This is a genomic window from Thermodesulfitimonas autotrophica (genome assembly GCF_003815015.1).
Taxonomy (GTDB): domain Bacteria; phylum Bacillota; class Desulfotomaculia; order Desulfotomaculales; family Ammonificaceae; genus Thermodesulfitimonas; species Thermodesulfitimonas autotrophica.
Window position 1 is genome coordinate 164,894 of the sequence record NZ_RKRE01000002.1, and the last position, 14,312, is coordinate 179,205.

Sequence of the window (14,312 nt, forward strand, 5' to 3'; positions counted from 1 at the left end):
CCTTGCTTCCCCCTTATTTTTCCTTAAGCCACGTGGCGACATCCTTGGCAAAATAGGTTAGGATCATATCGGCCCCGGCGCGCTTCATCGCCGTCAGCATCTCGAGCACCACGGCCTGCTCGTCCACCCAGCCGTGCGCCGCTGCCGCCTTCACCATCGCGTATTCCCCGCTTACGTTGTAAGCCGCCACGGGCCGCTGGAACCTCTTTTTTACCCGGTAAATCACGTCTAGATAAGCGAGCGCCGGCTTGACCATCACAATGTCGGCTCCTTCCTCTAAGTCAAGCGCCACCTCTAAGAGCGCTTCCGCCCCGTTCGCCGGGTCCATCTGGTAGCTCCGCCGGTCCCCGAACTGGGGCCGCGAATCCGCCGCTTCGCGGAAGGGGCCGTAAAAAGCGGAGGCGTACTTCGCGCTGTAAGCCATGATGGCTACCTCATGGTAACCGGCCGCATCAAGTGCCGCGCGGATCGCCTTCACCCGGCCGTCCATCATATCGGAAGGCGCCACGATATCGGCCCCGGCGCGGGCGTGGGAAACGGCCGTCCGCGCCAGAATCTCAAGCGTCGCGTCGTTCGCTATCCGCCCCTGCTGCACAACGCCGCAGTGACCGTGACTCGTGTAAGCACAGAGACAGACGTCGGTCATCACGAGCAAATCCGGGAAACGCTCCTTCACCGCCCGCACGGCCCGCTGCACGACCCCGTCCGCCGCCCAGGCACCGGAACCTGCCTCGTCTTTTTCCGCCGGGACACCGAAGATGATTATTCCGGGAACCCCTACCGCAACTACTCTTTCAACTTCGCTAAGAAGGGTGTCTACGGAGAACCGGTTCACCCCGGGCATCGCCTCTACCGGGACGACCACCCCTGTTCCCTCGGTAACGAAGACGGGATAGATTAAATCGCCCGCGTTAAGCTCCGTCTCGCGGACCAACCGCCGCATCGCCTCACTCACCCGCAGCCGGCGGGGCCGCGTCACCGGAAAACCCACCTTAACCCAACCCCCTTCCCTGAAAATCAGCGGCCGGCTGCCCTTCTCTCCCGGTCCCACCGAAATAGCCGGCCAGCGCCTCTACCAGGCCCGGAATGGTATACTGCTTCGCCTCGACGGTCACTTTTAGGCCGAGCTCCCGCGCCGTCGCGCTCGTCACCGGACCAATTGAAGCTACCGCCACCCCGTCCAGAAGCTCTGCCGCACCGGGGCCGAGCGCCGCCACTAAATTTTTTACCGTGGAAGAACTCGTGAAGGTAACCGCATCAACCGCGCCCGCCCGCAACATCTCGCGCAGCATACCGGCGTTCCGGTGTTCCGGAACCGTCCGGTAGGCCACGACATTATCTACGACGAAGCCGCTTTTCGCCAGCGCGCGGGGCAGGGAATCGGGCGCGATGTCCGCCCGCGGCAGGAGCACCCGTGCGCCCGCTGCCGCCCGCTCTTTCAAGCCCGCCGCTATCGCGTCGGCCCTAAATTCTTCCGGCATATAAGCAACCACCAGCCCGCGCTCCTCTAAGGCAGCGCGCGTGCCGGGACCGATCGCCGCCACCGCCGCCCGGTAGAAAGACCGGATATCGCGGTTAAGCTCGCGCAGGCGCCGGAAGAAAAAGCGCACCCCGTTCACCGAGGTAAAGACAAGCCAATCGTAGGTCTGCGCGTTACCGATGGCTGCGTCGAGCGCGCTCCAGTCTGCAGGCGGCTCGATCCTGATTGTCGGAAACTCAAAGGCCTCGCCGCCGAGGGCCGCAATCGCCTCCGCGAGCACGCTCGCCTGCTCGCGCGCCCTGGTCACCACAATCCGGCGCCCAAAGAGCGGGCCGCGCTCGAACCAGGCAAGCTTTTCCCGGAGCGCCACCACCCTGCCGACCACCACTACCGCCGGGTTGGTCACCCCCGCTGCCGCCACCTTCGCACAGATATCGTCAAGGCTACCGGTCACCGTCCGCTGTTTCGCCGTTGTCCCCCATTGGATCACCGCCACCGGCGTTGTCCCTGGCAACCCGGCATCCTTAAGACGCACCGCGATCTGGGACAGGTTCGCCATGCCCATTAAAAAAACAAGGGTGCCGCCGTGCGCCAATCTGTCCCAGTCCAGCGCTGAATCGGGTTTGGCCGGATCTTCGTTCCCCGTGATTACCGTAAAACTCGAGGTAAAGTCCCGGTGAGTAACCGGTATCCCCGCGTAGGCCGGAACCGCCACCGCCGCCGTCACACCCGGAACCACCTCGAAGTCTATCCCCGCCTCCCGCAGGGCCTCCGCCTCTTCGCCCCCCCGTCCGAAGACAAAGGGATCGCCACCCTTAAGCCGCGCCACAATCTTCCCCGCCCGCGCTTTCTCAATCAGCAAGGCGTTGATCTCCTCCTGCTTCAACGCGTGGCGTTCGGGCGACTTCCCGGCATAGATAACCTCCGCGTCAGACCGGATATAACCGAGGAGGCGCGGATTTACCAACCGGTCGTAAACAACAACCGCCGCGGCAGATAAGCACTTCATTCCTTTCACGGTAATGAGGCCCGGATCGCCGGGCCCCGCCCCTATCAAGTAAACCTTGCCCTGCATCATCCTGTCACCTTTCGCCTGCTTTACTCGCGCATCCAAACCCTATGCGCCGCCCGGCCTTCCCGGCGGCCCGTGCTCAAGAGCCGGGCGCGCCCTCCCTTATCGCGCTCAGAACCGCACCGGCCCCGGAGGATAGCAGCTTCTCGGCCAACCGCACCCCCGTTTCCGCAGCGTGCGCCACCTGGCCACTCATCCGGTCCCGGTAGAGGCGGCTCCCTTCCAGGTCCGCAACCATGCCCTCAATGGTCAGCACCGTGCCGGTCACGGAAGCCACGGCGCCTATCGGCACCTGGCACCCACCTTCGAGCCGGCGCATAAAGGCCCGCTCCGCGACTACCTCCGCCCGGCTGGGCGCATCGTCAACCGCACCAACAAGCCGCGCTATTTCCGGATCATCGGCCCGGATCTCAACCCCTATCGCGCCCTGCGAGACCGCAGGGAGACAAATGGTATACGGTAACCTTTCGGTTGCGGAACCTTCCAGCCCCAGCCGCGCCAGGCCCGCCCACGCCAGCACCAGCGCATCGAAGTCGCCGGCTTTCAGCTTGTTTAGACGGGTGGTGAGGTTGCCGCGCACGGGAATGAGCGCCAGGTCGGGGCGGTAATAACGCAGCTGCGCCTGGCGCCGCAGACTTGAGGTGCCCACCCGCGCCCCGGGCGGTAGCTCGCCTAAGGTCTTCCCAGTACGCGAAACCAAAACGTCACCCGGGTACTCCCGCGGTAAAACCGCCCCGATGACCAAGCCCTCAGGAAGCACCGTAGGCACATCCTTCATGCTGTGCACCGCCAGGTCAATTTCCCTTTTTAAAAGGGCAACCTCCAGCTCCTTTGTAAAAAGGCCCTTGTCGCCGATTTTCGCAAGGGCCACGTCTAAAATCTTGTCCCCGGTTGTCTTAATCTTCACTACCTCAAACCGGTAATCTGGCCACCGCTTCGCGAGTTCCCGGATCACAATCCTGGTCTGCGCGAGCGCCAGCGTACTCCCTCGCGTTCCCACCCTGACCGTGCGTGCCAAATCCTATCCCTTCCCCTTCGCCGCCGCGGGGAGTTCTTCCTGGGCGGAGTTTTCTTTAAGGTCGAGTTTGAAGAGCTCCTGCACCGCCTCGGCGTAAAAAAGCCCCTGGGAGGTTAACGCCAGATCCTTCAAGCGCCGGACAGGCTCGTGCAGCAACTGGTTGGCGATGCTGTTGGCCAGGGACATAATCACCCGGCGCTCGTAATCGGAAAGGTCACCGAGACGGTTGAAGGCCCGGCGCAACTCTTTCTGCTTTATCTCCTCGCCGAGCTTCTTAAGGGCTACAACGGTAGGAATCACCGCCTGCTCCGCCTGCCGGCGGCGAAAGCCCTCAACCTCTTCCTCGATTATTCTTTCCGCTTCCGCCGCAATCCTTTGCCTTTCGGCAAGGTTACCGTCGACTACTCCCTGCAGCGCATCGATATCGAAGAGCACTATCCCCGGCAGGGTCGCGACCGCGGGTTCGACGTCCCTGGGAACCGCGATATCGATCATAAAAATCTTCGCCCCGCGCCGTTTCGCCATCACCTCGGCCATTTCCCGGGCATGGATCACGTAATGACTCGCTCCCGTACAGCTAATGACGATATCCGCCCTTTCCATCCACCGGTAGAGCTCGTCAAACCGGACGGCCCGTCCCCCAAAACGGGAGGCCAGCTCCTCGGCCCGCTCAAACGAACGATTGGAAACAATCACCCCGGTTACCCCGTTGGCGATAAGGTGCTTCACCGTAAGCTCGCTCATCTTTCCTGCACCGACGACTAAGACGTTCCGCCCCTCAATACTCCCTAAGTTCTGCTTGGCCAGTTCCACTGCAGCATAGCTCACCGAAACCGGGTTCTTGTCGATGCCCGTCTCGGTGCGCACCCTCTTACCCACAGCCAGTGCTTGCTGGAAAAGGGCGTTGAAGTAACCCCCTGTGGTCCCAGCTTCCAGCGCCAACTGATAGGCGTCCTTTACCTGACCAAGGATCTGCGTCTCGCCGAGAACCATCGAATCAAGCCCGGCCGCCACCCGGAAAAGGTGGCGGACGCAGTCGTTCTCCGTATAAACGTAGAGATAACGCTTCAATTCCGAAAACTCAAGCCCCGCCCGCCGGCAGAGAACCTCAATGACGGCCGTCCGGGCGATCTCGTTCGTGAAAAACATATAAAACTCGGTACGGTTACAGGTGGAGAGGAGAACAACCGCGGAGACTCCAGGCTTACTCCGCAGCTTGGTGAGAAACTCTCGCGCCTGCTCGTTCGAGAAGGAAAGCCGCTCCCGCACCTCAACTGGCGCCGTCCGGTGGTTCAGACCGATAACGATCGTAAACACCCTTTACCAACTCCTTGGCCGCAGCAACATCGTTTTTCTCGAGGGCACTAAAGACTTCCGGCGTAACAATCTTATCGAGCACCTCTTCCTTTGCCGCAGGATACCGGCTGATAATCTCCCGCCGCAGGGAGCCAAGGTACTCTAGGAATTCACCATAAGCCGGCGGGAAAACTTTTTCGAGTTTTTCTCTTAGCTTTCGCGCGAGAAGAGGACTCTTGCCTCCCGTCGATATGGCTACCGTAAGCTCCCCCCGGCGGATGACCGAAGGGACGTAGAAGCTGCAAAATTCAGGCTGGTCGACCACATTGAGCAAAATATTCCCGGCCGCACACTCCCGGGCCACCTGGCCGTTCACTTCCCGGTCATCGGTTGCGCTTACCACCAGGAAGGCACCCGCCGTATCGCCTGCCACAAAGCCGCGCCGGACCCATTCGATCTCTCCCACCGCAGCCAGGGCAGCGAGCTCCTCAACCACCTGGGGGCTCACCACCCGGACCTTTGCGCCGCACATAAGCAACATCTTAACCTTCCGCGCGGCGACCTTTCCGCCTCCTACTACCAGACACTGCCGGTTTTCGAGTTTAATAAAAGCAGGGTAGAGCAAGCCTTGTAGACTCCCCGGCGCCAAGCGTTCCGCTTGGCGCGCAAATTTACCCTTTTATTATAAAATACCGCGCCCGGCTTTTTAACCGGGAATTTATCAAAACTGACGGGCAACCACAAACTCCGCAATGGCGCCGAGTTTGTCTCGCGTCGGAATATCCGGCAGAATCCGCAGTGCCTCCTGCGCCCTCCTTACAAACCGCCGCGCCACCTCCAGGCTGTAGGCTACGCCCCCTTCCTCCTGAATGATCGTGATCGCCTCTTTAATCTCCGCATCGCTTTTCTCCCGGGCGCAAAGGATCTCTAACAGGCGCCGGTGGTATTTTTTGCTGCGGCGGAGGACATAAATCACCGGGAGCGTAGCGATCCCCTCCCGGATGTCACCTCCGGTTGCTTTCCCGAGCACACGCTCGTCCGCCACTATATCCAGGACGTCATCAACAACCTGAAAAGCCATCCCGACCGCCAGGCCGTACCGCCCTAACTCCCGGCTGATAAACCGCGGCGCACCGCAAACCACCGCCCCAAGCTCGGCCGCGGCGGCGATAAGGTAGGCTGTTTTGCTGCGAATCCGCCAGAAATAACCGCGCAACGTCTGGCGGGGGTTAAAGCAGGCCTCCGCCTGGGCAAACTCACCGGTGCAGACCCGCATGCAGGTCGCCGCCAATTTCCGGCTGACCACCGGTTCCGGATAACCCGCCACTAACTCGATAGCCTTCGCGAAGATGGTATCGCCCGCGCGGATGGCCACCCTGTTCCCCCAAAGCCTCTGGACCGTGGGGCGGCCGCGCCGCACGGCGGCCCCGTCAACCACGTCGTCATGCACCAGTGTTGCCATATGGATAAGCTCCACGGCCACCGCTAACGGAGCCACCTTCTCCAGTTCGTAGCGGCCGAAATGACCGCTTAAAAGCGCGAAGGCGGGTCGCAGCCGCTTTCCTCCCGCGTTGCAAAGATGTGTCGCCGCTTCCCCGAGAACGCCGTCGAACTCCCCGACTACCCTTTTGAGCTCTGCCTCAACATACGACAGGTCATCCCTTATTTCGCAAAAAAAATCAAACATTACTGCTCCGTGCGTTCCCTGCATTGCTAAGATTGAAATTCTTCTTCCTACGCCAAAATCCTCCCCGCCCCGAAAAAAATGCTCCCCTTACCGGCCGCCACGGGGCTTACCCCTGTAAAGGCGGAAATTCTGGTAGTATGCCCCATTGCTCTTGTAGTAGGCAAGGTCGTCAACATCCGTGACCGAACCCCGGTTCTCCTCTTCCAGCGGCTCCGTTTCCGTAGAAAGGCCGTGTTGCGCTACGTCCTGCCAGGCATCTTCCCGGTCGTAAATCACACTCTCATCGCCGGGGCGCGCCCAGGGATGCTTCAAGAGCTCCTCCTCCACCGGCCTTCGCCGCAGCCCCCCCTGGCTTTCCTGTTTTTCCTTGCAGGAGGCACACATCGTCGTGTAGGGAACCGCCTCGAGCCTTTCCAGAGGGATCGGCGCACCGCACGCGTCGCAGAAGCCGTAACGCCCTGCCGCCATCTTCGCCAGCGCATCCTCAATCGCCCGCAGCTTCAGCGCCGCATCCTCTTTCAAGGATAGGTCCTTGGAGCGCTCGAAGAGTTCGCTGGCTACATCTGCCGGGTGGTTGTCGTAAAGAGAAAGCTCGCCGATCGCGTCCCGCATCGGCAGCGCCAGACCCTCGTCTTCAATGCCCGCAATACGCCGTTTTAGCTCTTCCCGGTCGCGGTGCAACCGCTCCCGGAAGTAATCCTGCAACCCCGCATCCACGCGCTACACGCCTCCTTCTTCATTCAGTACAGATGAAGCTCCACCATCCGCACGACTTCAGCAATAAACCTGCCGATTCCGGGAAGGTTGGCCGCCACCAAGTTTCGCAACACGTAAACGAGGACCGCTCCCAGAATCGTAAACCCAATGGCGATGCCAACACCCCGCGCGATACCGGCGATGAGGTTGATGTACATCAGCCGCCAGGGGTGCTCGAGCAGGTGGACGTACTCGGCCAGGCGCATCTTTTCCATCGCTACGCTCAGCCGTTCGATCTTCTCTGTGAGTAACCGAATGACCGCCTTGTCTTCCGCAACCGCCACCAGAACTCACCCCCCTGCCTCCCGGATGCCGGGTTGGGCCGCTGTCCACCGGACAGCAGACATTCCCGCCCTTTTGCCTGTCGTTTTGCTACCGGCCCCGGACGCACTGCCCCATTCTCCCTACCCCGTTCTTAATTTAACCCTGCCCCCGGCAAAATAAAAGGTGCTGCCCCCGCTAAAATTTAAAGACAGCCTTACGGCTGCCTTTAGCGAAAATTCTATAATTACGCTACCTGCCAATCACGCCCGCGCTTACATAAAGGCGTCCCGGACCTTTTCAAAAAAACCTTTCTCCTTATCACCTTTTGCCACCTCGTCACCCGAAAGCCGGGCAAACTCACGTAAGAGCTCTTTCTGGCGCTCGGTAAGCCGGGTTGGGGTTACAACTTTGAGCCGCACGATGAGGTCGCCCCGGCCGTGGCCGTAAGGATTCGGAACACCTTTACCCTTAAGCCTTACCACGGTACCGGATTGTGTCCCTTCCTGAACCTTCAGCCGGGTCGTTCCCTCGAGGGTGGGCACCTCAATCTCCGCCCCGAGAGCCGCCTGCGGGAAGGAAATGGCGGCTTCGTAAATAAGGTCGTCACCCTCCCGCCGGAAAACCGGGTCGGGACGCACCCGGATATAAACGTAAAGGTCGCCCGGCGGGCCACCGCGCGCACCGGCCTCGCCCTCGCCCCGGAGCCGGAGGCGGAAGCCGTTATCTACGCCCGCAGGAACCTTCACCTTAACCTTACGCACCCGCTGGACATAGCCGCTGCCGTTGCAGTCACGGCACGGCTGCGGGATAAACTGGCCGCTCCCGCCACAGCGGTCGCAGGTCCGGGTCTGGATGAACTGACCGAAGGGCGTGGCGCGGCTAAAGCTCACCTGACCAGTACCATTGCAAGCCGCACAGCGTTCCGGCGCGGTCCCGGGAGCGGCACCCGAACCGCCGCACGTGCCGCAACGTTCGGTTCGCGGCACCCTGACCTCCTTCTCCGCGCCGAAAACCGCTTCCCGGAACGAAAGCTCGAGCTGCGTTTCGAGGTCCGCCCCGCGCTGCGGCCCGTGCCGGCGCCGCCCCCCACCGAAGAAGGCCTCGAAGAGATCTCCGAAACCGAAGTCAAAGCCCAGGTCCCGGAAATCAAAATTCCGGAAGTCAAAACCAAAGCCCTGCCCTTCGGGCCCGGCGTGGCCAAAGCGGTCGTACTGCGCCCGCTTCTCCGGGTCCGAAAGCACCGCGTAAGCCTCGGTGATCTCCCGGAACTTTTCCGCCGCCTCCTCTTTTTTGTCGGGGTTCGCATCCGGGTGGTACTGCCGCGCAAGCCGGCGGTAGGCCTTCTTTATCTCTTCCTGGGTCGCGTTGCGCGAAACCCCGAGAACCTCGTAGTAATCACGCTTAGCCATAAAACCCGCACCTTCTCAAAAAAAAGTCAGCACCTACCATCCGGGAAAAACTATCCGGGGCGCGTAAAGGAGCCCCCGCGTAACCTGAAATATTCCCGCCGCGGCAGGCAAATATCCGGCACTACTTCACCTCGTAGTCCGCATCCATCGTCCGGCCACCCTGCCCGGGGCCGCCAGTCGTCTGGTTTGACGCAGAACTCGCCGCCTGCCGGTACATCTCCGCCGTCAGGGTATGGAGCGGCTCAGTTAAAGCCTCTAACTTTTGCTTGATGAGCGCCGCGTCGTTCCCTGCCAGCGCTTCCTTTAGCTCCTTCACCGCCGCTTCGAGCCGTTCCACCTGGGACTTATCCGCCTTTTCCCGGAAGTCCTTCAATACCTTCTCCGCCTGGTAAACCATCGTCTCGGCCTGGTTTTTGAGTTCTGCCGCTTCCTTGCGCTTCCGGTCTTCCTCGGCGTGGCGCTCCGCATCCTTCACCATCCGCTGGATCTCCTCCTCGGAAAGCCGGGTGGAGCCGGTGATCGTGATGCTCTGCGCCTTGCCGGTACCCAAATCCTTGGCCGAAACGTTAACGATACCGTTAACGTCGATATCGAAAGTAACCTCGATCTGCGGCACCCCGCGCGGCGCCGGCGGGATACCGATCAGGTGGAAACGCCCGAGGCTCTTGTTATCGGCCGCCATCGGCCGCTCCCCCTGGAGAACGTGAATCTCCACCGAAGTCTGGTTATCGGCCGCGGTGGTGAAAACCTGGCTGCGCCGGACGGGAATGGTGGTGTTACGCTCGATGATCTTGGTGAAAACGCCGCCGAGAGTCTCGATGCCGAGCGAAAGCGGCGTCACGTCGAGCAGTACCACGTCCCGCACCTCGCCTGCCAAGACGCCGGCCTGAATTGCCGCGCCGATCGCCACGCACTCGTCCGGGTTGATCCCCTTATGAGGCTCCTTCCCGAAAAAGCGGCGGACAGCCTCCTGCACACACGGCATCCGCGTCGCGCCGCCTACCAGGAGGATCTTATCAATTTGCTCGGGACCCAGCCCCGCATCCTGAAGCGCCTGACGCGTCGGCCCCATCGTTTTCTCCACCAGGTCCGCCGTCAGTTCTTCGAACTTAGCCCGGGTCAGCGTCAGGTCGAGGTGCTTCGGGCCGGTCGCGTCTGCCGTGATGAACGGCAGGTTGATGTTAGTTGCGGTGACGCCCGAGAGCTCGATCTTCGCCTTCTCCGCCGCCTCTTTCAGCCGCTGCATCGCCATGCGGTCGGTGGAAAGGTCAATACCCGTCTCCTTCTTAAACTCGGCCACCAAGTAATCGATGATCCGCTGGTCGAAGTCATCGCCGCCAAGGCGGTTGTTCCCGCTCGTTGCCTTGACCTCGAAAACCCCCTCGCCGATCTCGAGGATGGAAACGTCAAAGGTACCACCGCCCAGGTCGAAGACCAGGATCGTTTGGGTCGCTTCTTTATCGAGGCCGTAGGCCAGCGCCGCGGCGGTCGGCTCGTTGATAATCCGCAGCACCTCGAGCCCCGCGATACGTCCGGCATCCTTTGTTGCCTGGCGTTGCGCGTCGTCGAAGTAGGCCGGCACGGTAATGACCGCCTTGGTTATTTTCTCCCCGAGGTAGGCCTCGGCGTCCGCCTTAAGTTTCTGCAGGATGAAGGCGGAAATCTGCTGCGGCGTATATTCCTTATCATCAATCTTTACCCGGTAGTTCGAACCCATATGCCGCTTGATCGACATTACCGTTCGCTCCGGGTTCACTACCGCCTGGCGCTTCGCCACCTGTCCGACTAAAAGCTCTCCCGTCTTCGAGAAAGCAACCACCGAAGGGGTCGTCCGCCCGCCTTCGGCATTCGGAATCACAACGGGCTCGCCACCCTCCATGATGGCCATACAGGAGTTAGTAGTTCCCAGGTCGATCCCCAGAATTTTTTCCATAGAAACCCTTCACCCTCCTTCGGAAATACCATTTTCATCTTTCGTGGTGCCGTAGAAACCACTCTATAAACTGGGCGCTATAAAACGCCCTACTCTTTTTCTCTACTCACCTTCACCAGCGCCGGCCGGATAACCTTACCCCGGAACATATAGCCGCGCCGGAACTCCTCGACAACCGTGTGCCGCGGGCCATCTTCACCCGCTTCGTAGGCCACCGCCTCGTGGCGGCTGGGATCAAACTCCTGGCCAACCGCAGGGATCGGTTCCAACCCCTCGCGCGCGAGGATTTCGCTGAGCCGCCGGTAGATCATGTTGACACCAGATAGAAAATCGGCCACCTGTTCACCCGGCGATTGCAAGGCCCGCTCAAAATCGTCGAGTACCGGCAGAAGCGCGGTCACCAGCGCCTCACCGGCAAAATGAAGGAACTCCTCGCGCTCCTTGTTTACGCGGCGCCGCAGGTTTTCAAAATCGGCCCGCAGCCGCAAAAGCTGCTGGTAATACTCCGCCGCTTTCGCCTCGGCTGTACTTAAGGCCGCCTCGAGTGCGCGTACCCGGTCCTCGGGGGATAGCGTCTCCGGCGCCTCCCCCAGGTCCTGGGCGGCCTCTCGCTCCGGCAAGCTTTCCTCCACCGCCGGCGCTTCTGCGTCGGTTTCTGCGCCGGTCACCGCCGCAGGAGCGGCGGCTTCCCCGTTAACCCTTTTTTCTTCCCTTTCTTTATCCGGCATCTTTGACCTGATCCCCGCTTTCCTGCTTCTCATCCCGCTTCCGGATTATCGTATCGATCCGGAGGATCGCCTCCGCGATCTCCCCGGCAGCTTTCAGGGCGTGGATCTTGACCAGCGCCGGGTCAAGGATTCCCGCCTGGAGCATATCCTTTACCTCGCCCGTATCGCAATCAACCGCAAGGGAGTTTTTCCGCCGCGCCACCTGTGCCGCGACCACGTCGCCGACCTTTTCTAACGGATTAAAACCAGCATTAGCGACGATCTGCGCCAGGGGCCGTTTCAGGGCTTCGACCACGCAATCGACGCCGTAGGCAGCCATTCCCCGGACGCGGCCGCGCATCTTTTCCACTTCCCGGGCAACGGCAATCTCCAACGCCCCGCCCCCCGGGACAACACCCCCCTTGACCGCCGCCTGCACGGCCGCCGCCGCGTCCTTGGCGATCCGCTCCCGCTCGCCGACAACCTCCGCCGTCGCGGCGCCGACAACAATCGTAGCCATCGGTTTGCCGCCACCCGCCCGGATCCAGACCTGTTCCAGGCGCTCGTCATCGTAAACCTCGCCCGCAAAGCCTAAGTACCGGGCGAGCTCCCCAGGCTCCTTCTTCAGCCCCGTCCGCTTAATCATTCTGGCTCCGGTGTGTTCCGCCGCGCGGCGTAATTCTTTCTGTAACACCCGCTGAATGACCATCACACCCGCATCGGTGAGCATCTCCTCTGCCACATCCGCCACGCCACGGTCGACCAGAACCAACTTGACCCCCATCTCGATAAGCTTGCGGATATTCTGTTTAAACTCTTCCTGCAACGCCAGGTAGCGGGTAAACCCCGCTTCCGTCCCCAGGGCCTCCTCCTCCAACTCTTCCGGCTCCAGGGCATCGTCGACGACCAGCACCTTCGCTCCGGTGAGGTGCTCGGGCATCTGCCGGTTCAGCCGCTCTTTGCTGATGATTACCCCTTCAAAAACCTGGTTCTCCGCCCCTTCCTCGGCCACCACAAGGTCGGCCAGCCGGAAAGCCGGTTTTAGAAGCTCCTCCCTGCCGACGAGGCGGGCTGCTTTCACCACCAGGTCGGCGATGTCTTCGTTCCCCCTCCCAGCCACCAGGGCTACGGCGCGCAGGCGGGGGTCGTCAAGGTCCCTAAGCTCGCTGGCTTGCTGGCGCATCACGTCGACCGCAAAGCTGACGCCCTGCCGCAGCCCTTCGATCACCCGCGCCACGGGTACGCCTTTTAGCACTTTTTCGAGCCCGGCACCAACCATTGCCCCGGCCATCACCGTAGTCGTGGTGGTACCGTCGCCTACCTCCTCATCCTGAGCCTTGGCAACGTTAATCACCATTTTCGCCGCCGGGTGGGTCGCTTCCATGGTGGTGAGAATGGTCACCCCGTCGTTGGTGATAATTACCTCGCCGAAGCGGTCGACCAGCATCGTGTCGAGGCCCTTCGGCCCTAACGTCCCCTCCACCGCGGCGGCCACGGCCCGAATGGCGTTGGTGTTGGAAATGAGGGCCGCCAGGCGCTCGTTGACTTCTGAACCCGTCGTTGCCTGCTGCTTTAAGCTCACCTAACCGATCCTCCTGCCCTGCTAAGACTCTTACCGGAAAAACTTGACCAGCTCTGCCGAAAGACTCTCGGCCACGTACCGTAAGATTCCCGCTACCCGGCGGTAGCGCATCCGGGTGGGGCCGAGCACCGCCAGCACACCCCGCATCTTATCGTCTATCCGGTAGGTCACCGCGACCATGCTGAGTTCCCGGATATCCGGACGGTTAAACTCCTCACCGATCCGGATGCTCAGGCCCTGTTCCTCGCTCTGGGAGGTCAGCAGGTCGCAGAGAAAATCCTCCTGGTCTAAAAGCCCCAGTAGTGTCTGAAGCCGGCTCACATCCCTGAACTCGGGCTGGGTCAGGATGCCGTGGATGCCGCCCTGGTAAATCCGTTCCTCTTTAACCTGCAACGCCTCCTGAATGAGCTCGAAAGTCCAATCGAGAACGCTCTTATAGTGTGAAAGTTCCGCGTAAATCTCTTTCAACAGGGTGAGTTTAATGTCTCTAACCGTAAGCCCCCGCAACTTGGCGTTAAGTACCCGGGAAAGCGCCTCCAAATCGTAAGCGGTAATCCCTTCGGGAACCGGGATCAACCGGTGGAAAACATCTCCCGAAGCGAGAACCACCAAGACCATCGCCTGCCCGACGCCGAAGGGGACGAGCTGGATATGCCGGTACATACTCTTCCCGCACGGTGCCGTAGCAATCGCCGCGTAACTCGTAAGTTGCGAGAGAATTTGGCCGGTCTGGCGGATGACCCCGGCAATCTCCCTTGATTTGGTGCTGATGTAACTACGCAGAAGCTCCTTTTCCTCTTCCCCCGGCTCCTCCGGCTCCATCAGGTGGTCGACGTAATAGCGGTAGCCCCGCTCCGAAGGGATGCGCCCCGCCGACGTATGGGGCTGCTTCAAATAACCCATCTCCTCAAGATCCGCCATTTCGTTCCGGATGGTCGCCGGGCTGATCCCCAGCCCGTACTTCCGGGCAATGGTCCGCGAGCCTATCGGCTCGGCCGTATCGATGAAATCCTCCACAACAGCTGCTAAAATCCTTTCTTTCCTTTCGTCGAGCATCGGAACCGCCCCCTGTTAGCACTCAAATACAGCGAGTGCTAAAGGTTCTTTT

13 protein-coding genes are annotated in these 14,312 nt (G+C 61.0%); all 13 read right to left on the bottom strand.

Features of this window, described 5'->3' with window-relative positions:
* Window positions 1-13: 13 nt before the first annotated feature.
* Entirely contained in the window at window positions 14-991 is a 978-nt protein-coding gene (hemB, locus tag EDD75_RS04610; protein WP_123928763.1) for a porphobilinogen synthase, read from the bottom strand.
* A gap of 1 nt (window position 992) precedes the next feature.
* Window positions 993-2,594, bottom strand: coding sequence for a uroporphyrinogen-III C-methyltransferase (gene cobA, locus EDD75_RS04615; RefSeq protein WP_245963075.1), 1,602 nt, complete (start codon window positions 2,592-2,594; stop codon window positions 993-995).
* A 37-nt stretch (window positions 2,595-2,631) separates the two neighbouring features.
* Window positions 2,632-3,570 (bottom strand): hydroxymethylbilane synthase, encoded by a 939-nt coding sequence (gene hemC, locus EDD75_RS04620; protein ID WP_123928766.1) that lies wholly within the window; start codon window positions 3,568-3,570, stop codon window positions 2,632-2,634.
* A 3-nt stretch (window positions 3,571-3,573) separates the two neighbouring features.
* Window positions 3,574-4,887 carry a glutamyl-tRNA reductase gene (gene hemA, locus EDD75_RS04625; RefSeq protein WP_123928769.1) on the bottom strand — a complete coding sequence of 438 codons (1,314 nt, stop codon included), beginning with the start codon at window positions 4,885-4,887 and terminating at the stop codon, window positions 3,574-3,576.
* Window positions 4,841-5,491, bottom strand: a complete 651-nt coding sequence (locus tag EDD75_RS04630) for a precorrin-2 dehydrogenase/sirohydrochlorin ferrochelatase family protein (RefSeq protein WP_170157715.1) — start codon at window positions 5,489-5,491, stop codon at window positions 4,841-4,843. The genes hemA and EDD75_RS04630 overlap by 47 nt, the downstream gene beginning before the upstream one ends.
* Before the next feature lie 96 nt (window positions 5,492-5,587).
* Entirely contained in the window at window positions 5,588-6,553 is a 966-nt protein-coding gene (locus EDD75_RS04635; RefSeq protein ID WP_123928775.1) for a polyprenyl synthetase family protein, read from the bottom strand.
* A gap of 87 nt (window positions 6,554-6,640) precedes the next feature.
* Window positions 6,641-7,270, bottom strand: coding sequence for a TraR/DksA C4-type zinc finger protein (locus EDD75_RS04640; RefSeq protein WP_123928778.1), 630 nt, complete (start codon window positions 7,268-7,270; stop codon window positions 6,641-6,643).
* 23 nt (window positions 7,271-7,293) lie between these two features.
* Window positions 7,294-7,593, bottom strand: a complete 300-nt coding sequence (locus EDD75_RS04645; protein WP_245963076.1) for a DUF5665 domain-containing protein — start codon at window positions 7,591-7,593, stop codon at window positions 7,294-7,296.
* A 252-nt stretch (window positions 7,594-7,845) separates the two neighbouring features.
* On the bottom strand, window positions 7,846-8,982 hold the full coding sequence (gene dnaJ / locus EDD75_RS04650; RefSeq protein ID WP_123928784.1) for a molecular chaperone DnaJ: 1,137 nt from the start codon (window positions 8,980-8,982) through the stop codon (window positions 7,846-7,848).
* A gap of 121 nt (window positions 8,983-9,103) precedes the next feature.
* Window positions 9,104-10,915, bottom strand: coding sequence for a molecular chaperone DnaK (gene dnaK, locus EDD75_RS04655; protein ID WP_123928787.1), 1,812 nt, complete (start codon window positions 10,913-10,915; stop codon window positions 9,104-9,106).
* 89 nt (window positions 10,916-11,004) lie between these two features.
* The gene (gene grpE, locus EDD75_RS04660; protein WP_170157716.1) at window positions 11,005-11,643 is read right to left on the bottom strand and encodes a nucleotide exchange factor GrpE; all 639 of its coding nucleotides are present in this window, start codon (window positions 11,641-11,643) and stop codon (window positions 11,005-11,007) included.
* The gene (locus EDD75_RS04665) at window positions 11,633-13,204 is read right to left on the bottom strand and encodes a TCP-1/cpn60 chaperonin family protein (protein ID WP_123928793.1); all 1,572 of its coding nucleotides are present in this window, start codon (window positions 13,202-13,204) and stop codon (window positions 11,633-11,635) included. Before EDD75_RS04665 ends, grpE begins: the two co-directional genes overlap by 11 nt.
* Before the next feature lie 30 nt (window positions 13,205-13,234).
* Window positions 13,235-14,260 carry a heat-inducible transcriptional repressor HrcA gene (hrcA, locus tag EDD75_RS04670; protein WP_123928796.1) on the bottom strand — a complete coding sequence of 342 codons (1,026 nt, stop codon included), beginning with the start codon at window positions 14,258-14,260 and terminating at the stop codon, window positions 13,235-13,237.
* Window positions 14,261-14,312: the final 52 nt, after the last annotated feature.

Excerpts from the sequence above, each read along its gene's own strand:
- EDD75_RS04635 (WP_123928775.1), bottom strand. The coding sequence starts at position 6,553 with ATGTTTGATTTTTTTTGCGAAATAAGGGATGACCTGTCGTATGTTGAG.
- dnaJ (WP_123928784.1), bottom strand. The coding sequence starts at position 8,982 with ATGGCTAAGCGTGATTACTACGAGGTTCTCGGGGTTTCGCGCAACGCG.
- dnaK (WP_123928787.1), bottom strand. The coding sequence starts at position 10,915 with ATGGAAAAAATTCTGGGGATCGACCTGGGAACTACTAACTCCTGTATG.
- grpE (WP_170157716.1), bottom strand. The coding sequence starts at position 11,643 with ATGCCGGATAAAGAAAGGGAAGAAAAAAGGGTTAACGGGGAAGCCGCC.
- hrcA (WP_123928796.1), bottom strand. The coding sequence starts at position 14,260 with ATGCTCGACGAAAGGAAAGAAAGGATTTTAGCAGCTGTTGTGGAGGAT.